Origin of the sequence: Cellulomonas sp. B6, assembly GCF_001462455.1 — a bacterium.
GTDB lineage: Bacteria > Actinomycetota > Actinomycetes > Actinomycetales > Cellulomonadaceae > Cellulomonas.
This window is the reverse complement of the sequence record NZ_LNTD01000073.1, coordinates 1-24,398: the sequence shown is the minus strand read 5'-3', so window position 1 is coordinate 24,398 and position 24,398 is coordinate 1. Positions and strand designations below refer to the sequence as shown.

Genomic DNA, 24,398 nt, shown 5'->3' with positions numbered 1-24,398 from the left:
AGGACGAGCCTCACAGGGTGCGGTCGATCCCGCACCCGGAAGCGCGTCCGGTGCCCGTCGAGGCCGTCCCGACGGGTGCGGTCCGGGGCCGGGTCGGCGCGTCAGCGCGCGCCGGCGCGCCGCCAGCGGGTGTCGTCGCGGTGCCACCGCTCCCCCGGCGTACAGATCGCGATGTCGTCGGTGTACCAGTAGGTCGAGTCCGGGTCCCAGCCGGCCAGCACGGTCGCAGTTCCCTCCCCCACGGGCAGCGCCCGCCCGGCCGCGGCGGCCCACCCGAGCACCGTCAGGTGCACGCCGTCGTAGACGTCGGCGACCGCGCGGTGGTCGGGCATCAGCCACCGGCCCGACCGGCCCGTCGTCTCGCACCAGTCTCGCTGCCGGGAGGCCGTCACCTCGAGCGGGAACGCCTCGACCAGCGCGACGACGTCCTCGGGGCGGGTGAGCTCGAGGACCCGTGCGCCGGCCGGGACGTCGACGTCGTACGCGGTCACCGCGTCCCAGCCGAACCCGTCCTCGACGAGATCGAAGCCCGGCGCCGTGCCGTCGGGCAGGCGCCGGGTCGTCCGGGCAAGGCCCGCGAAGGCCGGGGTGCTCCACCACGGCCCGCCGACGGGTCGGCGGCGCCCGCCGGCCCGCCGCTCCTCCTCGGTGCACGTGGCCCGCCACGCGTCGAGCGCGGCGAGCGCGCGCTCGGGACGGGTGGGTGCCGCGTCGTCGTACGACGTGAGGACCTGCGACGCCGTCGCGCAGGGCTGCGACCACCACGCCGCCGCCGGTGCCGCGAGCACGGCGCGGGCGACGGGCTCGAGCGCCGCGACGACGCGCGGGTCGGCCAGGACGGCGTCCCCCGCGTCCGGCGGCTGCCAGTACATGGCGTCGTCGACCGCGGCGGCGAGCGCGCGCGACAGCCGCGCGTGCGTCGCGTCCACGGCGCCGACGCGCCGCAGGGCGTCGACGACGTCACCGGTCCGGGCGGGATCGGTCGTCGCGGTGTGGAGGGCCACCGAGGCCTCGGGCACGGCGTCGACGACGACCGCCCAGCACAGCGACCGCCCCCGTGGGCCGGCGAGCAGCCTGGACGCGTCCACGGCGTCGGGGGTCGTCACGGCGTCAGGCGCGGGCACCGGCCCGTGCTCGCGACAGGACGTCCGCCAGCACGTCGTCCGTGTAGACGGGCTGCGGCTGGTCGGTCACGCGGCCCTCGTCGAGCGTCGACCAGTGCCAGTGCGGGTGCACCGCGGCGGTCGCGGCGTCGTCGGTGAGCCGCAGGTCCAGCACGACCGCGTAGCGGTAGCCGAAGCGGCGCTGGATCGCCTGCGCGACCCCGAGGTCGGCCGACCCCGGCTCGGACGTCGCGGCGTCCGACGTCAGCTCGACGAGCAGCAGGTTGTGCTCGGGGCCGAGGCGCCCGCGGTGGTGGACGATCAGGTGCGGCGCGCGATGGGACGGGCCGTCGAGACGCACCGACTCCTCGAGCACCATGCCCGAGCGGTCGTAGTCCGCGTCGACGTCCCAGGTCTTCTCGATCGTGCCCCGCAGGTTCCAGCCGAGGTGGAACGAGACGGTGCGCTCGGTCGGTCGGCTCGTGCCGGCGGACGGGGCGAACATCGTCCAGTCGTCCACGAGGGTCGCGGTGAGGGCGATCCGGACCCGGGCCTGGAGATCGGCGAGCTGCATGCGGGGACGGTACCCCTCCGCGTCGACGCTGCCCAGGGACCTCGGTCGCGGGATCGTCAGGCCAAGGGTGGGAAAGCGCCACGAGCACGTCGAGCGCAGGCAAAGAGCACCGGCCCGACGGCGCGACGTCCTGTCAGGAGTCCAGCCCGAGCTGCTCGCGGACCGGCCCCAGACCCTCGATCCGCACGTCGAGCCGCAGCTCGTCCGGGCGGGCGTCCCAGCCCGCGCGGTCCAGCAGGTACAGCTGGCTCTCGACCGGCGCGCCCTCACGCACCTGGAGGACGCTCCCGTTGTGCCGGTACCCGACCTTGCGGCTGACGCCCGACGACCCCGGGTTGTCGACGAACGCCGAGCTCGTCGCACGCTCGGCGCCCAGACCCTCGAAGAGCAGGTGCAGGATCATCAGGCGCATGCGCGTGCCGACGCCGCCGTGCTGGTGCCGCAGCCCCAGCCACGAGCCCGTCTCCGCCGTGCGCGTGATCCGGAAGTCCTTGGCGTACATGCCCTGCAGGCCCAGGGGCTCGCCGTCACGCACCACGGCGAGCTCGATCGCCCAGTCCGTCGGCGTCGTCCGCTGCCGCAGGCCCCACTGGTACGTCATCACCCCGCGCGCGACCTGCGTGGGCGTGCCGCGGGTCCACGGCACGACGAACGGCATGTAGTCCTCACGGTGCACGCCCTGCGCGGCGAGCCGCGCGAGGTCCAGCAGCATGCGGTCGTCCGGTGCGCGCAGCTCGAGGTCGCCCGCCACGACGCGCAGCCCCGTGAGCGGCCAGATCTCGACGTCGGTCAGGGGGGCGAGGGCGGGCGGCGCGTCGGTCATGCCCGCAGGGTCCTCGCGTCGGGGGTGGCCGGTCAACCGGGAGACCGCCACGACGGCGCGTGCGCGGCGCCCGGGCGCACGGGGCGCGCAGGGGAGCAGTCCGCGCAGCCCACGAGGGCGCCGCCCGTGCCGGGCGGCGCCCTCGTCCGGCGTCCCCTCACCCCCGTGGAGGACGCCGCGTCCGGGGCCGTGGGCGTGGCCGCAGACCCCGGGGGTGGAACGGTCCCGGTCCGGCGACCGCGAGGTCGAGCCGGACCGGGACCCGATCGTCAGCCCGTCACGCAGGCCGTCCCGTTGACGGCGAACGCTGTCGGGGTCGGGTTCTGGCCGGTGTGCGAGCCGTTGAAGCCCAGGTCCACCGACGCCCCCGGCGCGAGCGTGGCGTTCCACGCGGCACCCGTCGCGGTGACCCTCGCGCCGGTCTGCGACCACGTCGCGCTCCAGCCCTGCGTCACCTGCTGCCCCGACGCCAGGTCGAACGTCAACGACCAGGTCAGTGGCGTCGCCGAGGTGTTCTTCAGGCGCACCGACGCCGTGAAGCCCGTGCTCCAGCTGCTCGCGGTGTACGTCACCGCGCAGGTGGCCGGGCCCGAGGTCGGCGTGGGCGTCGGTGTGGGCGTGACGGAGGGTGTGGGCGTCGGGGTGACGGTCGGGGTCGGGCTGACCGTCGGCGTCGGGGTCGGCGTGGGGGTCGGCGTCGGCGTGGCGGTGACCGTCGGCGTCGGGGTCGGCGTCGGCCCGCCCGGCTCCGTGCCCCAGACCAGCACGCCCTTGTCGTACAGGGTGATCGCCCGCGTCTTGACCGGGTCGCCCGTCGCCGGCAGGCCCGCGAACGACGGGTCGTTCAGCGCGTTCCACTGCAACGTGCCCTGCACGCGGAACTGGATCTCGCGCCGGTGCTGCGACTGTCCCCCCGGGTGGATGTCCTGCCCCGCGCAGGCGATCTCGGCGTAGTACAGCGAGCCCGATGCCTGGTGTACCGAGGCAGGCTGGGCCCCGCACTCGCTGTAGTTGGTCGACACCGACAGGCTGGAGGCGGGCACGCCCTCGTCGAGCGTGAACCAGTAGCGGATCGACGCGTCCTTCAGCGACCGCGCGGGGAACGCCGACCGGTTGCGGATGATGGCCTTGACCTCGGTGAACGCCCCGGACTGCGGCTGGTTGAGCTTGGCCTCGACGAACAGCTCGTCCTGGTCGGGCGTCTCCGCCACGGGGAACCCTGCGAGCGGGGTGCCGCCGTACCGTCCCGCGAGGTAGGCCAGCGCGCTGGTGAAGCCGGCGTTGTAGTCGGTCGCGACCTCGTTGGCCACGTAGTCGTCGCGGCTGTCGGTGTACGCGTCGTTCGCGGACCCCGGGCCGCCGACCAGGGCGCCGTAGAGCACGTGCCGCGTCTCGACCGGCACCTTGCTGGAGTCCTGCCACGAGCCGTGCGCCGTGCGGTGGTGCGGGTTCTGCGGGGGGTTGGCGCCGAACCCGACGACGTACGACGACTTCCGCGGGTTGTCGCCCAGCGCGTAGTCGATCTGCCGCACGCCGAAGGCCTGGTACCGCGCCTTGCGGGTGGGGTCGGTGAGCCAGTCGCTGTACACGAGCGCGACGAACGACGTGTTCGCGGCGTACCGCAGCGCGCCCCACGAGTCGAGCACGGCCATGCCGCCGGGGGAGTAGGTGATCCGCTCGCCGTTGTAGCCCGACGTCCAGTAGTCCAGCCAGCGGTTCGCGTCGTCGACGTACCTCTGCTTGCCCGTCTCCATCGCGAGCAGCGCGTACATCGCGTAGGACTTGTCGTCCCACGCGACCGTCCACTTGTACGACTTGAGGTTCGTCTGGTTCTGGTTGCTCAGCTTGTCGTACTCGGTCTCCGCCTTCGCGAGGTACGTCGCGTCACCCGTCGCCTTGTACAACCAGTACGCGCCCCACACGAGCTCGTCCTGGTAGCCCGACCACGACTTGTAGAACGACTGGGCGTCCGTGACGCAGTCGGAGTAGCTGCCGCGGTACGTGTCGGCGAACGAGTACAGCTGCGTCGCGTGGGTCAGCAGGGTCGCGGCGTAGGCGGGGTCGGTGGTCCGGAAGACGATCGAGGAGGACGCCAGCGCGGCCGCCGTCTCACCGGCGGCGTCGGACCCGGGGCAGGTCGCGCTGATCTTGTACGCGGGACGGGCCATCGTCATGACCTCGGCGGGGCCCCACCACTTGTGGTCGTCGTCGCCCTTCCCCACCTGGACGTAGAGCTCGTTCGGCGCGGTGTGGGCCTTGACGAAGTAGTCGTTCACCCAGCGCAGGTTGTCGCGCAGCTCGTCGAGCTGGCCCGCCTGGGCGTAGCCCTCGGGGCTCTCGATCGCGCCCCACGCGAGCATCGTGGTGGTGAAGGCCATCGGCAGGCCGAACTTCACGTGGTCGCCCGCGTCGTACCAGCCGCCCGTGAGGTCCTTGCCGACGTCCTTGCCGTCGTCGAGCCCGGAGTCGCCGCGCCACGACACGGGGAAGTCGTCGGGCAGGTCGCCCGAGCGCTGCGCCTGGTAGAAGAACATCGACTTCTGCAGCGCCTCGGCGTAGTTGTACGCCGGTGCGGCCTGGGCCGCCTGGACGGGCACGAGCGCACCGAGGGCGACGGCGGCGGCAGCGGCGCCGGCCCAGAGGGCACGACGCCGGCCGGGGCGTGGGCCGGGGGAGGAGAGGCGAGACATCGGCGTCCCTTCACGACGAGGGGGAGGAGCGCCGGTGGAGCGCTCCCACGTCCCGCCGCCGGGGCGCGACGACGTCGTCGCGCCGAGGGAGGGGGCGTACGGCGATCGTCCTGACGGGCCACGAGGACGGTCAACGGCCGAACCGTTTAGGCCGCGCGCCGCCGGGGCGGGGACTGACCCGGCGCGGACGCACCCGCCCGGACGCGCCGCGACCCCGGACAGTCAGACGGTTCCGGGGTCGCGGCGCGTGCGAGCTGCTCAGGCGGTCGGGGCGTCGCCCTCGTCGGGCGTCTTGGGCGCCGAGCGGCGGGTGGCCTTGCGGGCCGTCTCCTGTGCGGCGTCCTTCGCCTCCTTGGCCTTCTCGCCGACCTCCTCGGCCGCGTGGGACACGGCGTCGGCGGCCTTGCGGCTCGCCTCGCGGCCCTTCGCGACGGCCGAGCCCGCGGCCTCGCCGACCGCGTCCGCCGCGTCGCCGACCGCGTCCTGCAGGTCGCCGGCGGCCGCGTTGGCGCGCGCCTTGAGGGACTCGCCGCCCAGCGAGTCCGCGGGCTCCCACGGCTCGGCCCACGGGTCCGTCGTCGAGCGTGACCGCAGCCACGCGAACGCGGCCGCGCCGGCCCCGGCGACGACCGCCACCGTCCAGAACACCTTGGCGCCCGTGCGGCTCTTCTCCGCCTTCGCGGCCTCCTTGGCCGCCTTCTTCGCGGCCTTGGCGACCTTCTTCGAGTGCTTGCCCGCCTGCGTCGCGGCGACGTCCGCCGCGTGCTCGACCTGCGCACCCGCGCGCACCGCTGCCGCGTTCACCGTGGCGACGAGCTGGGGGATCAGCTCCTCGACGAGCTTGTCGTGCGCCGTGTCGATGGCCGGCGTCGCCTTCTTGGCGGCCTTCTCGACCTGGGGTGCCGCGGTCTTCACACTCTCCTTGTACAGGTGCTCGACCCGCGGCAGGAGCCAGTCGACGAACGCCTCGATGCGCGGGGTCGTCCACTCCTTGGCCTGACCGGCCGCGTCGGACGCCTTGTGGGCCGCGTCCTTGGCGCCGTCGGCGAGCGTCGCGCCGAGGTCGGCCGCGTGCCCCTTGAGTCGTTCGGTGTCGACGTCGATCTTCGGACGATGGGTCATCTGCCACTCCCGGACTGGTCTCGGCTGGTCCCGACGCTGTGACCTCCCACTCTGCCACCGTCCGCGCGCGTGCGCCCGGTGCAGCGGGGTGGTTCGCCGGGGGCGAAGTGCGGGGCACGCCCGGGCGCGGCGTCGGCGGCGGGTGCCAGACTGGCCCCATGTTCGCGACCATCCACACGTCCGCCGGTGACATCCGGGTCGAGCTGTACGAGAACCACGCGCCGCGCACCGTCGAGAACTTCGTCGGTCTGGCGAAGGGCACGATCGAGTGGACGGACCCGTCCACCGGCAAGCCCCGTACCGACGCGCTCTACGACGGCGTCGTCTTCCACCGCGTCATCCCCGACTTCATGATCCAGGGCGGCGACCCGATGGGGAACGGCCGCGGCGGGCCCGGCTACCAGTTCGACGACGAGATCCACCCCGAGCTGACGTTCTCGGAGCCCTACCTGCTCGCGATGGCCAACGCCGGCAAGCGCCTCGACCCCGTGACCGGCAAGGTCGGCGGCACCAACGGCTCGCAGTTCTTCATCTCGGTGGCCGCGACCCCGTGGCTCAACGGCAAGCACACGATCTTCGGCAAGGTCGCCGACGACGCGAGCCGTCAGGTCGTCGACGCGATCGCGACGACCCCCACGCGCCCCGGCGACCGCCCGGTGCAGGACGTGACCATCACGTCGATCGCCGTGGAGGACTGAGATCAGCGGACCCCACGTGCCGGGCGGCCCCGTCGCGGGGCCGCCCGCCGTCCCCGGTGGCGGTCCCACCGGCGCCCCGGTGTGCCCGCGCCACCCCGACCGGGTGTCGTACGTGTCGTGCCAGCGCTGCGGCCGCCCGGCCTGCCCCGGGTGCCAGCGGCCCGCCGCCGTCGGGGTGCACTGCGTGGACTGCGTGGCCGAGGCCGCGCGGACGTCCGCCCAGGGGCGCACCGTCTTCGGCGGTCGTGTGCGCGGCGGGCGTCCGGTCGTCACGCTGACGTTCATCGGCCTGTGCGTCGCGTCGTACGTGCTGCAGCTGGCGGTGCCCGGCTGGACGTCGCGCTGGGCGTTCAGCCCCCTCGCCGGGTCGGTCGAGCCGTGGCGCTTCCTCACCGCGGCCTTCCTGCACTCGCAGGGGCAGGTCTTCCACATCCTGTTCAACATGATCGCGCTGTGGATGGTCGGGCCGTACCTCGAGCAGGCCCTCGGGCGCGCACGGTTCGCGACCCTCTACCTGCTGAGCGCCATCGGCGGCTCCGTCGGGGCGGTCGTGCTCGCCCCCGTCGTCGGTGGCTGGACGACCGGCCTCGTGGGCGCGTCCGGTGCGGTCTTCGGGCTGTTCGGCGCCGTGCTGGTCGTCATGCGACGGCTGGGTCGGGACGCCGGCCCGATCCTGGGGATCCTCGTCCTCAACGGCGTCCTGGGCTTCGTGCTGCCCGGCATCGCGTGGCAGGCGCACCTCGGCGGCCTCGTCGTCGGCGCGGCGCTGGGCGCCGCGTTCGCCTACGTGCCGCGGGAGCGGCGTGCGCTGGTCGGGTGGGCGGCACCCGTGGCGGTGGCCGTCGTCCTGGCCGTCGCGACGGGATCGGTGTACGCGTCGTACGGCCTGCTGTGACCGCCCCCAGGGTTGCTCACAGCTGTGGAATTACACGCCTGTAGTTATCCACAGCTCTGTGCACCGCCTGGGGACGACGAACGGCGGGGGATGTGGACGAGGCTGTGCGCACCGGGGTGCGCACAGCCTCGTCACGTGCGGGGACGCCCTGCGGACGTCGGGGCGGTCAGCGCCAGCGGGAGAACATCCCGAAGCCGACGATGATGATCGCGAAGCCGACCCCCAGGTTCCACTGGCCGATGCCGGGGATCGGGTACGCGGCGCCGGGGGACAGGTACGTCACGACGAGCCACAGCAGCCCGAAGATCATCAGGCCGAGCGCGACCGGCAGGAACCAGCGGGGCAGCGGCTTCGGCGCCGACGCCTTCGCGGGAGGCGGGGTGTAGGTCGCCTTCTTGCGCGACTTCGACTCGGGCACGGGGTGGCTCCTGTCTGCGACGGTGCGGTGAGCAGGCGGCGCGTCGACGCCACGGGCACGGCCGGCACCGTCCGACGTCCGGGTGCCGCGACGTCGTCGAACCTGCGGACCGGTGTCGGCATGGCGCCGAACGTGACCTAGCGTAGTGCCGTCGCCCCGCCGCCCGTGCGCGGTGCGACGGAGGGAGCCGGCGTGACGCACGACGCGCACACCGACGCGCGCACCGACGTGCGTGAGCCCGCGCGTGCGGGCGAGGCTCCCGCACGTCGCCGGCAGCCCGGTCTGCGCCGCGGGGCGGTGGCCGTGGGTCTCGTGCTGGGGCTGTCCGGCCTGCTCTTCACGGTCAACGCCCGTGCCGCGGGCGCCGACGAGGGGCGCCACCCGCAGAACCTCGCCGAGCTCACCCAGCAGCAGGCCGCGAACGTCGAACGGCTGTCGGGCGAGGTCGACACGCTGCGCGCCCAGGTGGAGGGGCTGACGGCCGAGCAGGACGCGCTCGCCGGGCGCCCCGGCGTGCACCCGAGCCCGGGCGACCTCGTGGAGGGCGGCTCGGTGCCGGTCTCCGGCAGAGCGCTGGTCGTCCAGATGGACGACGCCCCGACCGACGTCCGGCGCGACGACGTCAACGCCGACATGCTCGTCGTGCACCAGCAGGACATCCAGTCCGTCATGAACGCGCTGTGGGCCGGCGGCGCCGAGGCGATGGGTCTCATGGACCAGCGCGTCGTGTCGACGACGGCCGTGCAGTGCCAGGGCAACGTCCTGCGGCTGCACGGGCGCATGTACTCGCCGCCGTTCGTCATCACCGCCGTGGGCGACCCCGACGAGCTGCGCGCCGCCCTCGAGTCCGACCCGACCGTACGGAACTACGTGCGCGACGCCGACGACCTCGGCCTCGGCTGGCACGTCGAGTCCAAGGACCAGGTGGAGCTTCCCGCGTACTCCGGGGCGACGGAGCTCACCTGGGCGCACGTGCCCGACGACGTCGAGGTGCTCCCCGGCACGCCGGCCGCGGACGGTGCCGCGTCCGCCGGTCCCGGCGAGGACGGTGCCCGATGAGCACGCAGCCCACGTCGACGCGTCCGCCCGCCCACGTCCGCTCGGCCCGGCCGCGTCGCGGCGCCGGCCTCGTGTACGGCGTGATCGGCGTCCTGGGGGAGCTGCTCATCACGCTCGGGGTCCTGCTGCTCGGTTTCCTCGTCTGGCAGCTGTGGTGGACCGACGTCGAGGGTGACGCCGCGCAGGCCGAGATCGTCCGCGACCTGGGCTACGTCGCGCCGACGCCGAGCGCGAGCACCGCCACCGACGACGGCGTCGCCGACCCGAGCCCCGACGAGCCGCCCGTCCTGGCCGAGCCGGACCACGCGGTGTCGTTCGCGACGCTGACGGTGCCACGCTGGCAGGGCGAGCCCGCCCGGCCCATCAGCCAGGGCACCGACCGACCCACCGTGCTCGACGTGCTGGGGATCGGCCACTACGAGGGCACCGCGATGCCCGGCGGAGTCGGCAACTTCGCGCTCGCCGGCCACCGCGTGACGTTCGGCAAGCCCTTCAACCGCATCGAGGAGCTCCAGGTCGACGACCCGCTCGTCGTGTGGACCCCCGACGCCTGGTACGTCTACCGCGTCACGAGCACCGAGGTCGTCACGCCTGCCGACGTGCGCGTGATCGAGCCCGTGCCCAACCAGCCGGGCGTCGAGCCCACCGAGCGGTACATCACGCTGACGACGTGCCACCCGATGTTCTCCGCGCGCGAGCGGTACATCGTGCACGGCGTGCTGGACTACTGGGCGCCGACGTCCAGCGGCACGCCCGCGGAGCTGCTCGGATGACACCGACGGCGGACGTGCGGACGCGCACCACCACGGGAGGCTCATGATGTACGGATGGCTCTGGCGGCACCTGCCGGGCCCGACGGTCGTGCGGCTCCTGCTGGCCGTCCTGCTCGCGGCGGCGGTGCTGGCCGCGTGCTTCCTGTGGGTGTACCCGGCGGTCGCCCCCTTCATGCCCTTCAACGAGACCACGGTGGGTGAGGGATGACGCGGATCCTCGTCGTCGACAACTACGACTCGTTCGTCTACACGATCGTCGGGTACCTCGACCAGCTCGGGGCCACGACCGAGGTCGTGCGCAACGACGCCGTGCCGTCCGCGGCCGAGCGCGCCGGCTACGACGGCGTGCTGGTGTCGCCCGGGCCGGGCGCGCCCTCGGACGCGGGGCAGAGCCTGCAGGTCATCCGTGACTGCGCGACGTCGGGCACGCCGATGCTCGGCGTCTGCCTGGGGCACCAGGCGCTCGGCGAGGTGTTCGGCGGGACCGTCACGCACGCGCCCGAGCTGATGCACGGCAAGACCAGCCCCGTGGAGCACGACGGACAGGGTGTGCTGGCGGGCCTGCCGTCACCGTTCACGGCCACCCGGTACCACTCGCTCGCCGTCGTGGACGGCACGTTCTCCGACGAGCTCGAGGTCACGGCCCGCACCAACGGCATCGTCATGGGCCTGCAGCACCGCGAGCTGCCGCTGCACGGCGTGCAGTTCCACCCCGAGTCGGTGCTGACCGAGGGCGGTCACCGCCTGTTCGCCAACTGGCTGCGGGTGTGCGGGGCGCAGGACGCCGTCGAGCGGTCCGCGGGGCTGCACCCGTTGGTGCGCCTGTAGGTGCCACGACGCGCGAAAGCCCCGGCTCTCCCGAGCCGGGGCTTTCGTCGTGCTGGGTCAGCCGCCGTTCTGGTTGCCGCCGCCGCCACCGCCGGCGTTGCCGCCGCCGCCACCGTTGCCGCCGCCGGTGCCACCACCGGGGTTGGGCGGCGCCGTCGTCGCGCTCGGGCGCGGGCCCGACGAGACGCGGAGCGTCACCTTCTGCTCCTTGGCGACCTGCGTGCCGCCGCTCGGGTCGGACGACACGACGGTGCCGACGGGCTCGTCGGACTCCCCCTGCGGGAGGTCCTGCCGGGCCACGTTCGTCAGACCCGCGGCGGCCAGCGCCTGCACGGCCTGGTCGTACGACATGCCCCGCAGCGTGGTCGGTACCGTCGCCGTGGACGGCGGGACGGCGATCCCGAGGTTCACCACGGTGCCCTGCGGGATGATGTCGCCCTCGGCACGCGACTGCGACACGACCGTGCCCTCGGCCTGGTCGGACTCGACCTCGCTCGTGTTGACGCGCAGACCCAGGTCACCCAGTGCCTGGGTCGCGAGCTCCTGGTTCTGCCCCGTGACGTTGGGGACCACCACGTTGCCGGACGCCAGGTACAGCACGACCTTCGACCCCGCCGAGACCGGGGTGGCGGCCGCGGGGTCGGTCTTGGTGACGCGGTCCTTGGGCTGCGTCGGGACGTCCTCGCGCTGCCGCGTGGGGTCGACCACGAGGCCGGCCTTCTCCATCTCCGCGACGGCCTGGGCCTCGGTCATGCCGGCGACGTCGGGGACGGTGACCTCGGCCGGGCCGGTGGAGATGTACACCGTGACGGTGGACTCCTTGTCGACGTCCTGACCCTCCGCCGGGTCGGTCCGCGTCGCCTGCCCGGCGGGGTACTGGTCGCTGGCCTCCTGCGCCGGCTGCGGGTTGAGGTCCGCGTCGCGCACCGCCTGCAGCGCCTGCTCCTGCGTCATGCCCGCGACGGCCGGCACCTTCACGGTCGTCTCGGGCGGCGGCTTGGCGCCCTGCATGACGGCGAACACGATCCCGCCCACCGCGAGGAGCGCCACGAGGGCCAGCACCCAGATGAGCCAGGGACGCTTCTTCTCCTCGTCCTCCTGCTCGGCCTGCTCCTGGGCCGTCGCCGCCAGGCCGGTCGGACCCCAGGGGGCGCCACCGGCCGTGGCCGGCGGCATGGCCTGCGTGGTCGCGACGGGCGCGGCCATGACCTGCGTCGCGTCGGCGGTCGGCACGGCGGCCATCGCGGCCCCCACGGCCGGCGCGCCCACGTGCCCGCCGCGCAGCGCCGCGTCGAGGTCGGCGCGGAACTCGGCCGCCGACGAGTACCGGGCGTCGCGCTCCTTGGCCAGCGCCTTGAGCGTCACGCGGTCCAGCGACTCGGGGACGTCGTTCGCGATCGTGCTGGGGACGGGCGGGTTCTCCCGCACGTGCTGGTAGGCGACGGCGACGGGGGAGTCGCCGACGAACGGCGGGCGCCCGGTCAGCAGCTCGAACAGCAGGCAGCCCGTCGAGTAGAGGTCGGAGCGGGTGTCGACCTGCTCGCCGCGCGCCTGCTCCGGGGACAGGTACTGCGCGGTGCCGATCACGGCCTGCGTCTGCGTCATCGTGGCGGCGGAGTCGGCGACCGCGCGCGCGATGCCGAAGTCCATGACCTTGACCGCGCCCGTCGGGGTGATCATCACGTTGGCCGGCTTGATGTCGCGGTGCACGATGCCCGCGTGGTGCGAGTACTCGAGCGCCGACAGCACGCCCGCGGTGATCTCGACCGCCTCGTCGATCGGCACGGCGTGGCCGTCGCGCAGGATGTCCCGCACGGTGTGGCCCTCGACGTACTCCATGACGATGAACGGCACGTGCGCGACGGTGCCGGTGGGCTCGGTGAAGACGTCCTCGCCGGTGTCGTACACCGCGACGATCGCCGGGTGGTTCAGCGCGGCCGCGGACTGCGCCTCGCGGCGGAAGCGGTTCTGGAACGAGGGGTCGCGCGCCAGGTCGGACCGCAGGATCTTGATGGCGACCGTGCGTCCCAGGCGGTTGTCGTGCCCGATGTGCACCTCGGCCATGCCGCCGCGCCCGATGAGCTCGCCGACCTCGTACCGGCCGGCAAGGATGCGGGATCCGTCGTCCACCACTAGGCGTCCTTCACTTCCGTCGATCGCGGGTCGTGGGCCGCTGCCCGGGTCCCGTCCGCCGGGGCGGCCGCGCCGTCCCGGTGCTGCACTGCGGCGATCATCCCATCAGGCGCACCGCCACGAGGGTACTGGTCGGTCACGATCTGACCCGTGCCGTGGGCCGCCTCGGCCCCCAGCAGGCGGTCCGCCAGCGCGGCGCCGAGCATCGCGACCAGCACGAGCACGAGGACGACGAGCGGCAGCCGCAGGCGACGCGCCCACGCGAGGGCGCGTGCCGCGACGCCGTCGGCCGGGCGGGTCGACGGGGCCTCGTGGCGGCTGCGCCGCCGACGGTCGTCGGGCGCGGTGCTGCGCCCCCCGCGGTCGCGACGGACCGGTGCGTAGGAGGGCGGTGCGGACGACGTGCCGCCGGCGGTGGCCCCGCCGGGGCCCGCGGGAGCGGTCCGCGGACGTGCCGGGGCCCGGTCCTCGCGCGCGCGCGTCGGCTTGCTGACCAGCACCGCGACACCCGAGGGCGGGGTCCGGGGCACGAGCTGGTCGAGCAGCGCCGCGAGCTCCTCGCCCGAGGCGGGCCGCTCGGCGGGCTCCTTGGACAGCAGCCGCAGCACCAGGGCGGCGAGCTTGCGGTCGACGGCGGCGGGCAGCGGCGGCACGGGGTCGTTGACGTGCGCGACGGCGATGTCGACGGCCGTCGGCCCGGTGAAGGGGCGCTTGCCGGCGAGGGCCTCGTACGCGACGACGCCGAGCGAGTACAGGTCGGACAGGGGCGTCGCGGGGCGGCCCACGGCCTGCTCGGGCGAGAGGTACTGCGCCGTGCCCATGACCATGCCCGTGGCCGTCATCGTCTTCTGGTTGGACGCCAGCGAGACGCCGAAGTCCGTGATCTTCACCTTGCCCGAGCGGGCGAGCAGGATGTTCCCGGGCTTGACGTCGCGGTGCACGACGCCGGCGAGGTGCGCGGCGTGCAACCCGCGGGCGGTCTGCGCGAGCACCGGGAGCAGGCGCTGCGGGGACAGCACGGGCTCGCGCTCGAGCAGGTCGGACAACGGCTCGCCGACGACGAGCTCCATCACGAGGTACGCCGAGCCGTCCTGCTCGCCGTAGTCGAACAGCGCGGCGATGTGCGGGTGGTGCAGCGACGCGGAGTTGCGCGCCTCGGTGCGGAAGCGCTCGAGGAACCCGGCGTCGCCGGCGAACTCGGCGCGCAGCACCTTGACGGCGACCGCGCGGGCCAGCGCGTCGTCGTTGGCCTCCCACACCTCGCCCATGCCGCCGACGGCGATGCGGCGCAGCAGCCGGTAGCGGCCACCGCCGAGCGCGACACCCGGTGCGGTCCTCACGAGGCCAGCACCGCCTCGATGACGGCCTTGGCGATGGGCGCGGCGACGCCGCCGCCGGTCGCCTCGTTGCCCAGCGACCCGCCGTTCTCGACGATCACGGCGACCGCGACGCGGGGTGCGTCGGCGGGCGCGAAGGCCGTGAACCACGCGTGCGGGGGCTGGCCCTCGAGGGTCTGCGCGGTGCCGGTCTTGCCCGCGACCTGCACGCCGTCGATGCGCGCGGACCGCCCGGTGCCGGAGTCGACGACCCCGATCATCATCTGCGTGAGCTGGTCGGCCGTGGCGGCCGAGACGGCCCGCGAGTACTCCTGCGGCTCGGTCTGCGACACGACCGTGAGGTCGGGCGCCCGGACGGTGTCGACGAGGTACGGCGTCATGAGGCGTCCGTCGTTCGCGATCGCGGAGGCCACCATCGCCATCTGCAGCGGCGAGGCCTGCACGTCCCGCTGGCCGATCGCGGTCTGCGCGAGCGCGGGCGGGTCGAGGTCCGTGGGGAACACCGAGCGCGTGACGGGCAGCGGGACCGTGAGGTCGGGGTCGTCGAAGCCGAAGCGGGCGGACTGCTCGCGCAGCGTGTCCTCGCCGAGCGTCACGCCGAGCTCGGCGAAGGCCGTGTTGCAGGAGATCCGCAGCGCCTCGGCGAGCGACACCTGGTCGCCGCCGCAGCTGCTGCCGCCGAAGTTGGTGATGGGACGCGACGTCTGCGGCGGCGTGTACTCCACCGGCGACGGCACGGGCGTGTCGGCCGTGTACGAGCCCGACTCGAGCGCGGCCGCGGCCGTGACCAGCTTGAACGTCGAGCCCGGCGCGTACCGCTCCTGCGTCGCGTTGGACCGCAGCGGGTTGCCCGGTGCCGCCTCGAGGGCCCGGTACTGCGTGCCGGCCTCGCTCGTGGAGTGCCCGGCGAGCGAGTTTGGGTCGAACCCGGGCGTCGACACGAGCGCGAGGATCCGGCCGGTGGTCGGCTCGATCGCGACGACCGCGCCGGACTGGTCGCCCAGCGCGCTGCGGGCCGCCTGCTGCGCCGCGGGCAGGATCGTCGTCTCCACCGCGGCGCCCTCGGGGCGGCGGCCCGTGAGCAGGTCGCGGATGCGGCTGAAGAAGAGCTGGTCGGAGCGGCCCGTGAGCTGGTCGTTCTCGTACTTCTCGAGCTGGGTGCGTCCGTTGGAGATCGAGTAGAACCCCGTGACGGCCGAGTAGAGGTCGCCGTCGGCGTAGGTGCGCTGGTAGCCGAACGGGTCGTCGACGGGCACGGACGACGCGATCGCGACGCCGCCGGCCACGATGGGACCGCGCGCGTTGCCGTGCTCGCGGTACAGCGTGCGCACGTTGCGGCTGTCGGTGTTGAGCGACTCGGCCTGGAAGAACTGCACCCAGGTCGCGGCACCCATCAGGGCGACGAACATGACGAGCGTGAGGGTCGCGAGGCGACGCAGCGGGGTGTTCACCTGCGGTCACCTCCCAGTCGCTCGGTGGGGTTGTCGTCGGGCTCGGGTCCGTCCGGTGCTCCGGGTGCGTCGGCGGCGCGCGAGGCCGTCGACGTCCGCACGGGTGCCGTGGTGGACGCGGCGGGGGTCCCGGCCGCGGGCGTCCCGGTGCGGCCGGTGCTGCGCCCGCCGCCGACGGGCCGCGGCTCGTCGACCGGCGGCAGCGGGACGCCGACGTCGGGCGTCGCGATCGCGCGCACCGCCGGCACGGGGCGGCGCGCCTCGTCGGAGATGCGCAGCAGCAGGGCCGCGATCATCCAGTTGGCGACCAGGGACGACCCGCCGTACGCGAGGAACGGCGTGGTCAGGCCGGTGAGCGGGATGAGGCGCGTGACGCCGCCGACGACGACGAACAGCTGCACGGCGACGACGAACGACAGACCGCCCGCGAGCAGCTTGCCGAAGCCGTCGCGGACGCCGATCGCGATGCGGATGCCACGCTCGACGAGCACGGTGTAGAGCAGCAGGATCGCGACCAGGCCCGTGAGCCCGAGCTCCTCGCCGAGCGCCGCGACGATGAAGTCGGAGTACGCGAACGGCACGAGGTCGGGGCGGCCCTGGCCGAGCCCGGTGCCGAACAGGCCGCCGTTGGCCATGCCGAACAGGCCGTAGACGAGCTGCCCGGAGCCGCCGTACGTGCGGCTGAACACGTCGTTGTCGAGCGCGTGCAGCCAGACGTCGAACCGCGCGGCGACGTGGCTGAACGTCGCGGCGGCGAGCGCCGCGCCGCCCGCGAACAGCGTCAGGCCGATGACGATCCACGACGTCCGCTCCGTCGCGAGGTACAGCACCGCGACGAACAGCCCGAAGAACATGAGCGAGGTGCCGAGGTCGCGCTGCAGCACCAGGACGGCCAGCGACGCGGCCCACACCACGAGGATCGGACCGAGGTCGCGCGCGCGCGGCAGCTGCAGCCCGAGCAGGCGCTTGCCTGCCAGCGCGAGCGTGTCGCGGTGCGTCACGAGGTAGCCGGCGAAGAACACGGCGAGCGCGATCTTCGCGAACTCGGCGGGCTGCATGCCGACCGGCCCGACCCGCACCCAGATGCGGGCGCCGTTGACGGTACGGCCGATCCCGGGCAGCAGCGGCAGCAGGATCAGCACGAGACCGACGACCATCGCGGTGTACGTGTAGCGCCGCAGCGTGCGGTGGTCGCGCAGCACGAGCAGCACCACGATCGCGAGGACCACCGAGATCGCGGTCCACACCAGCTGCCGGTCGGCGATGTCGGCGTCGTCGCGCCCGCGCGCCGCGTAGGCGATGGAGATGCGGTAGATCATCGCCAGGCCGATGCCGTTGAGCGCGACCACCACGGGCAGGATCACGGGGTCGGCGTAGGGCGCGCGCAGCCGCAGCACCACGTGCACCGCGAACGCGAGCACCGTCGTGCCGATCGCGTACGTCATGGCGTGCGGCGGGACGGCACCGGTGGCGCCGAGACCGGCGAGCAGGTACCCGGCGATGCCGATGGCGAGGGCGGGCACGAGCAGCAGCAGCTCGGTCCCGCGCCCGGGACGGACCCGGTGGGGCTGGACGCTGGCCATCACAGCGCCGCTGCGGCCGGTCCGTGGCCGGTCGTGGCGGCGGCGGTCGTGTCGCCGGCCGCCTGGTCGGCGCCTGCCGGCTCGGGGTCCGCGGGCGGTGGGATCACCGGCTCGGTGGGTGCCGGGTCGAGCGTCGCGGCGGGCGTCGGCAGCGTGGGGGTCGGCACCGGGGTCGGGGTCGGCTCGGGTGCGGCGTCGTCGGCGAGCATGACGACCAGGCGCCGCGCCTCGTCGAGCGAGCTCGCGGAGATGGTCTGCTCGACGCGCTCGCGCAGGTAGGCGGGCAGGTCGTCGACCTCGACGTCGGAGGCCTCGACGAGCTCGGCGAGGTCGACCGGGCCGATGCTCTGGGGGATGCCCCGGTACACCGCGACGGTGCCGCCGGACGCGGCGACGAAGTACTGGGTCTGCGTCCACGCGTAGCCGCCGGCCAGGGCCGCGAGCAGCGCGACGCCGGCGACGACCCACGCGACCACGAGACCGCGGCGGCGCGGCGGTGGGGCGAGCGGTTCGTCGTCGTCCTCGGGCGCGGCCTCGACGGTGGCGGGCAGCGCGGGGCCGTCGTCGTCGGCGTCGTCCTCACCGGAGGGTGCGGAGCGGGCGGAGCGCGACAGCCGGGCCGCGCGGGCCGCGGGGCCGTCGGCGGCCGCCGACGGACGGTTGCGGGTGACGGCCGCGGCACCGACCACCGAGCCGGTGGTCGACGGCATCGCACCGTCGGGGAGGTCGTCGAGCTCGACGACGTCCGCGAGCACGACCGTCACGTTGTCGGGCCCGCCGGCGCGCAGCGCGAGCTGCACGAGACGGTCGGCGCACGCGTCGAGGTCGGGGATGTCCGCGAGCGTCTCGGCGATGGTCTCGGCCGAGACGTAGCCGGACAGGCCGTCGGAGCACAGCAGCCACCGGTCGCCCGGCCGGGCCTCGCGGACCGACAGGTCGGCGGTGACGTCGGCGTCGAAGTCGCCCAGCACGCGCATGACAACCGAGCGCTGCGGGTGGTGCTCGGCCTCCTCGGGCGTGATGCGGCCGGTGTCGACGAGGTGCTGCACGAACGTGTGGTCGGTGGTGACCTGCGTGAGCGTGCCGTCGCGGAACAGGTACCCCCGCGAGTCGCCCAGGTGCACCATCGCGAGCTTGTTGCCCGCACGCAGGATCGCGGTGACGGTCGTGCCCATGCCCGCGAGGTCGGGTTCGGCGTCGCTGCGCGCGATGATCTCCGACCGGGCGTCGTCGAGGGCGGTCTCGAGCTGGTCGAGCGCGTCGTCGGGGCCGTGCGACTCGCCGTCGAGCGGTGCGAGCGCGGCGACCGCGACCGACGAGGCCACGTCGCCCCCCGCGTGCCCGCCCATGCCGTCGGCCACGACGAGCAGGTGGGGTCCGGCGTACGCCGAGTCCTGGTTGTCGGACCGGACGAGGCCGACGTCGGAGCGTGCGGCGTAGCGGAGGGCGACCGTCACGCGTTACCTCTGCAGCTCGATGAGGCTCTGGCCGATCCGCACCGCTGTTCCGGTGGGGACGGGCGTGGGCTGCTCGACCTTCTGCTCGCCGACGAACGTGCCGTTCGTGGAGCCCAGGTCCTCGACGAACCACTGCTCGCCCTGGGGGAAGATCCGCGCGTGCCGTGAGGACGAGTAGTCGTCGTCGAGCACGAGCGTGCAGCTGGGGGCGCGGCCGATCACGACGGCCGACGAGCCGAGGGGGAGCGTCGTGCCGCGCAGCGGGCCCTCGGTGACGACGAGCCGCGTGGGGCCGCCGCCGCTGCGGGAGCGGCGTGGCGTCCGGGGTGGCTCGCCGGCCGGGACCGGGGCCTCGGCGGCGGGGGCCGGCTTGGCGGTCGGGCGGCGCCGGTCGATGATCCGCGTGCCGTACAGGTCGCGGCGCAGCACGGTGATCGCGGACAGCACGAGCAGCCAGATCAGCGCGAGGTACCCCAGCCGCAGCAGGGTGACGGTCAGCTCACTCATGCGGCGGCATCACTCGTCCCCGTCGACGTCGCCGCCGGTCCAGAACAGGATCCGGGTGCGACCGATGGTCAGGGTGTTGCCGTCGAGCAGCGTGGCCGCGGGCACCTGGTGCCCCTCGACGAACACGCCGTTGGTCGAGCCGAGGTCGCTCGCGACCACGCCGTCCGGCGTCACCCGGATCTCCAGGTGGCGGCGCGAGACGCCGGGGTCGTCGACGATGATGTCGGCCTCCGAGCCGCGGCCGATGACCGTGACGGGGCCCGTGAGGATGTACCGCTGGCCGTCGATGTCGATGAGCGGGTGCCGCGGGCTGGGGGCCGCTGACGTCGCGGGGGCCACGGCGCCGCGCACGGTCGCGCTGTGGACGGCGAACCGGCCGGCGTCCTGCTCGGTGTCCTCGCTGAACGAGACGGTCACGGGGCCGACGAACGCGTAGTGCTGGCTCGCCGCGTGGTCGGTGACGTTGGCGGCGAGCTCCTCGGCCAGCGCCTCGGCACCCCACGCCTCGACCTGGTCGTAGTCGGCGGTGGACAGCTCGATCGTGAACTCGTTCGGCACCACGGTGCGGTCGCGTCCCACGACGGCGGCGCGGTCGTCGAGCTCGCGGCGCAGGGCGTCGGCCAGCTCGATGGGCTTGACCTCGCTGCGGAAGGCGCGCGCGAACGCGTTGTTGACGACGCGCTCGACGCCGTTCTCGAACTTGTCGAGGAACCCCACGTCCACCTCCCTCCCCGCCGTGCGCGGACCGGGCGGTCCGTGCAGCGTGCTCCGTGGCCCGGCGGGCACGAAGCCACGACGGTCCGCGTCGATGGTATCCGTGCAGGGCGCTGGACGGGTGCCCGGGACCTCGACGGGGCCGTGTCCGCCCCGCGTGTCCCGGCGACGCACCGGTCGACTGGTCGCATATGTGCCCACTTGCGGGCCCGAAGGGTCCCCGAGTGACCAGTTCTCTCGCGTGCGCGCGCGAGAGAACTGGGGTGCGTGGGCGGCGGCGTGCTGGGGGGAGCCGGGCCGGTTCGTCGGCGGGGGCTGCTGCGTGCTAGCGTTCTCCAGCGCGCGCGAGTGGCGGAACGGCAGACGCGCTGGCTTCAGGTGCCAGTGTCCGAAAGGGCGTGCGGGTTCAAATCCCGCCTCGCGCACAGAGACAGGACCCCCGGTCGGAGCACATCCGGCCGGGGGTCCTGCATCTCCCGGCACTCTGCCTTGATGAGCGCGGTCGTCGCCGAGGCGGACGCCGTCCGTGGCGCCCGCGTCCGGTCGGAAGACGCGGCTCAGCTCAGGACGTCCCTGACGCTGAGGTCACCCTTCGCCCCCGGGTACCGGGAGAAGTCGACGGCCCACGTCCCGTCGGCGGTGATCGACCATGCGCCGTGGTCCAGCGCCCAGTGCCACCAGCGGACCCGCTCGACCGTCGTCATGGAGATCGTCTCCTCCAGGCCGCCGTCCGGGGTCCACATCGTCGTGGTGGGTGCTGGAGTGCGGCAGTCGAACACCAGCGGGTGCTGGTAGCCGAGGAACGGCACGAACTCTCGGCGGTAGATGATGGCGGCGAGTTCCTCGTCGTCAGCCGCGCCCCAGTCGATGGCGTTCTGCGCGCAGGTGCGGGCGTACTCGAGGGCGTCTCGCAGCGGTGGGAACTCCCGGTACGGGGCCAGCGACTGCGCGCCGGTGTCCTCGCCGTCGTGCCAGGCCCAGATCGCGCGCGCGTCCTCAGGGAGGGTCAGGTCGTACTGGGCGCTCAGGGCGTCGATCTGGTCCGAAGACAGCCCGGCGCGTAGCTGGCCGACTCCTCGCGCACCGAGGTCACGCAGGCGCTGCGCCCACTGCTCCAGCACGTGCGTGACTTCGGTGGCCGACATGGTCATCTCCTTGAGGGTTGCAGCTCTGCCCGGCTCGTCGGTCACGACTCCTGCCCGGCGTGCGACCGTCGAGGTGATCATCACCCGCTCGTCGTATCCTGGAGGCTGATCAGGGGCAGTTCTCCGTGTGTGGGGTGGGGCGCACGGGTTCCCGACGTCCCCGGAGACTGCCTTGCCGTCCCAGATCGTCGCGCTCTCGGGCGCGCCCACTTCCACGCCTGGCCCCGCGCCGCAGCCCTCGCTGATCGCCGTCGGCGGGCTGCCGTTCCTCGTCACCGCGCTGCTCGGCCGCCTGCCGGCCTCGATGATCCAGCTCGGCCTGCTGATGATCGTCGCGTCGTCCGGCCTCGGTGTCGGCCTCGGTGGTGTCACCGTCGCGGTCGTCGGCGTCGGCACGGCGATCGGGGCGCCGGTCGTCGGACGGGGCGTCGACCGCTGGGGGCCGCTGCCCGTGGTCGTCGTCGCCACGCTCGTGCAGGTCGGTGCGCTCCTCGGGGTGCTCGCCGCGACCACCGGGTCGACGTGGACGCTGCTGGCGTGCGCGGGAGTCGTCGGTGCGGCGAACCCGCAGGTCGGGTCCGTCGCCCGCTCGCGGTGGTCGCTCGTGGCGCGCCGCAGCGGGCAGGAGCGGGTGCTGGGCCGCGCGATGGGCTACGAGGTCGCGGCCGACGAGATCGGGTTCGTCGTCGGACCCGTCGTCGCGGGGCTGCTCGTCGCGCTGCTCGGGCCCGTGACCGCGCTGTGGGTCCTCGTCGCGGCGGCCGTCGTCGGGCAGGGCGCCTTCGCGGCGTTCCTGCGCACCGAGCGGCACGCCTGGCCGCGGCACGCCACCCGAGTCGTGACCGACCGGCCCGCGCGCCTGCCCCTGGGTGCGCTCGTGCTGCCGATGCTCGTCGCCGGCAGCGTCGGCATCGCGTTCGGCTCGACGCAGACCGGCCTCACCGCCGTCAACGCCGCCCGCGGCACCGAGGAGCTCACCGGCCTGATCTACGCGTGCTCCGGCGTCGGCAGCGCGATCGCGAGCGTCGTGGTGTCCCGGCTCCGGGGGGCGAGCGTCGCCGCGCGCGTCGTCGCCGGCGGTGGCGCGCTGCTCACCGGCGCGCTCGGCCTCACGACCGTCCCCGGCCCGTGGGCCGCCGCGGCCTGCGCGGTCGTGCTCGGCGTCGGCGCGGGCACGCTCCTGGTCAGCGGGTACGCGCGCGCCGAGCAGGTCGCACCCGCCGGGCGCGTCGCGTCGACCATGGCGCTGCTGGCGACGTCGCTCGTGCTCGGGGTGTCGGCCGGTGCGGCCGCCGCCGGGGCGCTCGCGGGCACGCCGGCGCACGCGTTCTGGCCGACGGTCGCGGCCGGCGTGCTGGGGATCGGCGCGGGTGTCGGCCTGCGTGCACGGCCGCCGGCTGCGCTCGGCGCCTGACGAGTCGCAGCACCGGGCCTGCTCGCCCGGCGTCGACGGGACGCGTCGACGCCGGGACGACAGGAGCCGGTGACGCGGGCGCCCCACCGGCCTAGCGTGGCCGCATGACGCGTGCGCACCGCCTCACGCCCGCCGACGCCCGCCGCGTCGCGGTCCGCGCGCAGCTGCTCACCGCGCCACGGCCCACCGACGTGCTCGACGTCGTGCGGCACCTCGCGGTGCTCCAGCCGGACCCGACCAGCGCGGTCGCGCCGAGCGCCGACGTCGTGCTGTGGAGCCGCATCGGCAGCGGCTACGACCCGCGCGAGCTGCAGGACCTCGTCGACGGGCAGCGCCTCGTGCACCTGCACGGGTTCCTGCGAACCGCCGAGGACGTCGCGCTGTTCCGTGCCGAGATGGCGGCCTGGGACGTCGCCGCGCGGCCCGGCGTCCGCGAGTGGCTCGCCGCCAACTCCGCCGCCCGCGACGACGTCCTGGGGCTGCTGCGCGCCGACGGGCCGCTGCCCGCGGCCGCGATCCCCGACACGTGCGCGCGCCCGTGGCGGTCCAGCGGGTGGAACGACGGCCGCAACGTCCGCATGCTGCTCGACGTCCTCGTCGCGCGCGGGGACGTGGCCGTGGCCGGCACCGAGGGCCGCGAGAAGCTCTGGGACCTCGCCGAGCGCGTCTACCCGCCCGCACCCGCTGTCCCGCTCGACGAGGCGCGCCGCGAGCGGAACGTCCGCCGGCTGCGCGCGCTGGGCGTCGCGCGCCCGCGCGCGCCCGAGCGGCCCGGCGAGCCCGACGACGTCGGCGACGCCGGTGAGCCCGCCGTCGTGGACGGGGTGCGCGGCGAGTGGCGCGTCGACCCCGCGCTGCTCGCCGGCTCCGCGCTCGACGGTTCCGCGCCGGTCGGCGACGCCCACCGGACCGCGCTGCTGTCGCCGCTCGACCGGCTCGTCATGGACCGTCGCCGACTCACCGAGCTGTTCGCGTTCGACTACCAGCTCGAGATGTACAAGCCCGCCACGCGCCGCCGGTGGGGGTACTGGGCGATGCCCGTGCTCGTCGGCGACCGGCTCGTCGGCAAGCTCGACGCGACCGCCGACGTGCGCGCCGGCGTGCTGCGCGTCGCCGCGCTCCACCTCGACGTCGACCTCACGGCCGCCGAGCGCGCCGACGTCGAGCAGGAGGTCGCCGACCTCGCGACGTGGCTCGAGCTGGACCTCGTCGACCAGCGCTGACGGCCCGGACGGTCGCACGCCGCACGGAGCACGGCGACGGCCGCCGGTCCGGCAGGACCGACGGCCGTCGTCACCGGGGAGCGCCCCGGGTCGTCCCTCAGGAGCAGGCCGCCCCGTTGACGGTGAAGCCCGTCGGTGCGGCGTTGGTGCCGCTGTACGAGCCGTTGAAGCCCAGGCTCGTCGACCCGCCCGGTGCGAGCGCGCCGTTCCAGGCCGCGTTGGTCGCGGTGACCGTGGCGCCCGTCTGGCTCCAGGTCGCGCTCCAGCCCTGCGTGACCTGCTGGTTGCCGGGGAACGTGAACCCGAGCCGCCACGACGTCCACGGGGTCGAGCCCGTGTTGGTCACGGTCACGGCCGCGGCGCCCGTCTGGCTCCAGGTCGCGCTCCAGCCCTGCGTGACCTGCTGGTTGCCGGGGAACGTGACCCCGAGCCGCCACGACGTCCACGGGGT

General features: G+C 74.4%; 23 protein-coding genes and 1 tRNA gene. 9 read left to right on the top strand and 15 right to left on the bottom strand.

Annotated elements, in window-relative coordinates; translation table 11 throughout:
- Positions 1–101 precede the first annotated feature (101 nt).
- The 5 genes from ATM99_RS06650 to ATM99_RS06630 form a co-directional block, all read right to left on the bottom strand.
- On the bottom strand, positions 102–1,124 hold the full coding sequence (locus tag ATM99_RS06650; RefSeq protein ID WP_062102136.1) for a hypothetical protein: 1,023 nt from the start codon (positions 1,122–1,124) through the stop codon (positions 102–104).
- Positions 1,111–1,677 carry a hypothetical protein gene (locus ATM99_RS06645; protein ID WP_062102135.1) on the bottom strand — a complete coding sequence of 189 codons (567 nt, stop codon included), beginning with the start codon at positions 1,675–1,677 and terminating at the stop codon, positions 1,111–1,113. The genes ATM99_RS06650 and ATM99_RS06645 overlap by 14 nt, the downstream gene beginning before the upstream one ends.
- Positions 1,678–1,810: 133 nt before the next feature.
- Positions 1,811–2,500, bottom strand: a complete 690-nt coding sequence (locus tag ATM99_RS06640; RefSeq protein ID WP_062102134.1) for a GNAT family N-acetyltransferase — start codon at positions 2,498–2,500, stop codon at positions 1,811–1,813.
- A gap of 269 nt (positions 2,501–2,769) precedes the next feature.
- Positions 2,770–5,190 (bottom strand): glycoside hydrolase family 9 protein, encoded by a 2,421-nt coding sequence (locus tag ATM99_RS06635; protein ID WP_062102133.1) that lies wholly within the window; start codon positions 5,188–5,190, stop codon positions 2,770–2,772.
- A 258-nt stretch (positions 5,191–5,448) separates the two neighbouring features.
- Positions 5,449–6,312 (bottom strand): hypothetical protein, encoded by an 864-nt coding sequence (locus tag ATM99_RS06630; protein ID WP_062102132.1) that lies wholly within the window; start codon positions 6,310–6,312, stop codon positions 5,449–5,451.
- A 158-nt stretch (positions 6,313–6,470) separates the two neighbouring features.
- Between ATM99_RS06630 and ATM99_RS06625 the strand changes: the two genes are divergently transcribed.
- Complete coding sequence (locus ATM99_RS06625; protein ID WP_062102131.1) at positions 6,471–7,010, top strand: peptidylprolyl isomerase; 540 nt, start codon at positions 6,471–6,473, stop codon at positions 7,008–7,010.
- A 184-nt stretch (positions 7,011–7,194) separates the two neighbouring features.
- Positions 7,195–7,905 (top strand): rhomboid family intramembrane serine protease, encoded by a 711-nt coding sequence (locus ATM99_RS06620; protein ID WP_369798011.1) that lies wholly within the window; start codon positions 7,195–7,197, stop codon positions 7,903–7,905.
- A gap of 166 nt (positions 7,906–8,071) precedes the next feature.
- Here the strand turns inward: ATM99_RS06620 and ATM99_RS06615 are convergent, their stop codons facing one another.
- On the bottom strand, positions 8,072–8,323 hold the full coding sequence (locus ATM99_RS06615; RefSeq protein WP_062102129.1) for a cell division protein CrgA: 252 nt from the start codon (positions 8,321–8,323) through the stop codon (positions 8,072–8,074).
- 192 nt (positions 8,324–8,515) lie between these two features.
- On the opposite strand from ATM99_RS06615, the gene ATM99_RS06610 reads away from it, so the two are divergent.
- From ATM99_RS06610 to ATM99_RS06600, 4 genes are read left to right on the top strand one after another with little or no spacing between them, the layout of a single operon-like run.
- Entirely contained in the window at positions 8,516–9,382 is an 867-nt protein-coding gene (locus ATM99_RS06610) for a DUF881 domain-containing protein (RefSeq protein WP_223304836.1), read from the top strand.
- Positions 9,379–10,155 (top strand): class E sortase, encoded by a 777-nt coding sequence (locus tag ATM99_RS06605; protein WP_062102128.1) that lies wholly within the window; start codon positions 9,379–9,381, stop codon positions 10,153–10,155. The genes ATM99_RS06610 and ATM99_RS06605 overlap by 4 nt, the downstream gene beginning before the upstream one ends.
- A gap of 43 nt (positions 10,156–10,198) precedes the next feature.
- On the top strand, positions 10,199–10,363 hold the full coding sequence (locus ATM99_RS19265; RefSeq protein WP_190278790.1) for a hypothetical protein: 165 nt from the start codon (positions 10,199–10,201) through the stop codon (positions 10,361–10,363).
- A complete protein-coding gene (locus ATM99_RS06600; RefSeq protein ID WP_062102127.1) occupies positions 10,360–10,983 on the top strand; it encodes an aminodeoxychorismate/anthranilate synthase component II in 624 nt (207 codons plus the stop codon). The genes ATM99_RS19265 and ATM99_RS06600 overlap by 4 nt, the downstream gene beginning before the upstream one ends.
- Before the next feature lie 57 nt (positions 10,984–11,040).
- On the opposite strand, the gene pknB is transcribed toward ATM99_RS06600, so the two are convergent.
- From pknB to ATM99_RS06565, 7 genes are read right to left on the bottom strand one after another with little or no spacing between them, the layout of a single operon-like run.
- Positions 11,041–13,116 (bottom strand): Stk1 family PASTA domain-containing Ser/Thr kinase, encoded by a 2,076-nt coding sequence (gene pknB, locus ATM99_RS06595; protein ID WP_062102126.1) that lies wholly within the window; start codon positions 13,114–13,116, stop codon positions 11,041–11,043.
- On the bottom strand, positions 13,116–14,456 hold the full coding sequence (locus tag ATM99_RS06590) for a serine/threonine-protein kinase (RefSeq protein WP_062102125.1): 1,341 nt from the start codon (positions 14,454–14,456) through the stop codon (positions 13,116–13,118). The genes pknB and ATM99_RS06590 overlap by 1 nt, the downstream gene beginning before the upstream one ends.
- Entirely contained in the window at positions 14,453–15,904 is a 1,452-nt protein-coding gene (locus tag ATM99_RS06585; protein ID WP_062102124.1) for a penicillin-binding protein 2, read from the bottom strand. The genes ATM99_RS06590 and ATM99_RS06585 overlap by 4 nt, the downstream gene beginning before the upstream one ends.
- Positions 15,901–17,487 carry an FtsW/RodA/SpoVE family cell cycle protein gene (locus ATM99_RS06580; RefSeq protein WP_062102123.1) on the bottom strand — a complete coding sequence of 529 codons (1,587 nt, stop codon included), beginning with the start codon at positions 17,485–17,487 and terminating at the stop codon, positions 15,901–15,903. Before ATM99_RS06580 ends, ATM99_RS06585 begins: the two co-directional genes overlap by 4 nt.
- Entirely contained in the window at positions 17,487–18,944 is a 1,458-nt protein-coding gene (locus ATM99_RS06575) for a Stp1/IreP family PP2C-type Ser/Thr phosphatase (protein ID WP_062102122.1), read from the bottom strand. The genes ATM99_RS06580 and ATM99_RS06575 overlap by 1 nt, the downstream gene beginning before the upstream one ends.
- Positions 18,945–18,947: 3 nt before the next feature.
- Positions 18,948–19,451, bottom strand: coding sequence for an FHA domain-containing protein (locus ATM99_RS06570; protein ID WP_062102121.1), 504 nt, complete (start codon positions 19,449–19,451; stop codon positions 18,948–18,950).
- A 9-nt stretch (positions 19,452–19,460) separates the two neighbouring features.
- Positions 19,461–20,168 (bottom strand): DUF3662 and FHA domain-containing protein, encoded by a 708-nt coding sequence (locus ATM99_RS06565; protein WP_062102120.1) that lies wholly within the window; start codon positions 20,166–20,168, stop codon positions 19,461–19,463.
- Positions 20,169–20,507: 339 nt separating this feature from the next.
- Here ATM99_RS06565 and ATM99_RS06560 point away from each other — a divergent pair.
- Positions 20,508–20,590 (top strand) — tRNA-Leu (locus ATM99_RS06560).
- A 132-nt stretch (positions 20,591–20,722) separates the two neighbouring features.
- Here ATM99_RS06560 and ATM99_RS06555 read toward each other — a convergent pair.
- A complete protein-coding gene (locus ATM99_RS06555; RefSeq protein ID WP_150118177.1) occupies positions 20,723–21,355 on the bottom strand; it encodes an SMI1/KNR4 family protein in 633 nt (210 codons plus the stop codon).
- Positions 21,356–21,482: 127 nt separating this feature from the next.
- On the opposite strand from ATM99_RS06555, the gene ATM99_RS06550 reads away from it, so the two are divergent.
- Entirely contained in the window at positions 21,483–22,724 is a 1,242-nt protein-coding gene (locus ATM99_RS06550; protein ID WP_150118176.1) for an MFS transporter, read from the top strand.
- A 104-nt stretch (positions 22,725–22,828) separates the two neighbouring features.
- The gene (locus ATM99_RS06545) at positions 22,829–23,947 is read left to right on the top strand and encodes a DNA glycosylase AlkZ-like family protein (protein ID WP_062102118.1); all 1,119 of its coding nucleotides are present in this window, start codon (positions 22,829–22,831) and stop codon (positions 23,945–23,947) included.
- 97 nt (positions 23,948–24,044) lie between these two features.
- On the opposite strand, the gene ATM99_RS06540 is transcribed toward ATM99_RS06545, so the two are convergent.
- Positions 24,045–24,398, bottom strand: a 354-nt coding sequence (locus tag ATM99_RS06540; RefSeq protein WP_190278788.1) for a cellulose binding domain-containing protein, incomplete at its 5' end; no start/stop codon positions are given.

Coding starts and splice junctions, on each gene's coding strand:
- ATM99_RS06645 (WP_062102135.1), bottom strand. CDS start 1,677: ATGCAGCTCGCCGATCTCCAGGCCCGGGTCCGGATCGCCCTCACCGCG.
- ATM99_RS06640 (WP_062102134.1), bottom strand. CDS start 2,500: ATGACCGACGCGCCGCCCGCCCTCGCCCCCCTGACCGACGTCGAGATC.
- ATM99_RS06635 (WP_062102133.1), bottom strand. CDS start 5,190: ATGTCTCGCCTCTCCTCCCCCGGCCCACGCCCCGGCCGGCGTCGTGCC.
- ATM99_RS06630 (WP_062102132.1), bottom strand. CDS start 6,312: ATGACCCATCGTCCGAAGATCGACGTCGACACCGAACGACTCAAGGGG.
- ATM99_RS06625 (WP_062102131.1), top strand. CDS start 6,471: ATGTTCGCGACCATCCACACGTCCGCCGGTGACATCCGGGTCGAGCTG.
- ATM99_RS06605 (WP_062102128.1), top strand. CDS start 9,379: ATGAGCACGCAGCCCACGTCGACGCGTCCGCCCGCCCACGTCCGCTCG.
- ATM99_RS19265 (WP_190278790.1), top strand. CDS start 10,199: ATGATGTACGGATGGCTCTGGCGGCACCTGCCGGGCCCGACGGTCGTG.
- ATM99_RS06600 (WP_062102127.1), top strand. CDS start 10,360: ATGACGCGGATCCTCGTCGTCGACAACTACGACTCGTTCGTCTACACG.
- ATM99_RS06580 (WP_062102123.1), bottom strand. CDS start 17,487: ATGGCCAGCGTCCAGCCCCACCGGGTCCGTCCCGGGCGCGGGACCGAG.
- ATM99_RS06570 (WP_062102121.1), bottom strand. CDS start 19,451: ATGAGTGAGCTGACCGTCACCCTGCTGCGGCTGGGGTACCTCGCGCTG.
- ATM99_RS06545 (WP_062102118.1), top strand. CDS start 22,829: ATGACGCGTGCGCACCGCCTCACGCCCGCCGACGCCCGCCGCGTCGCG.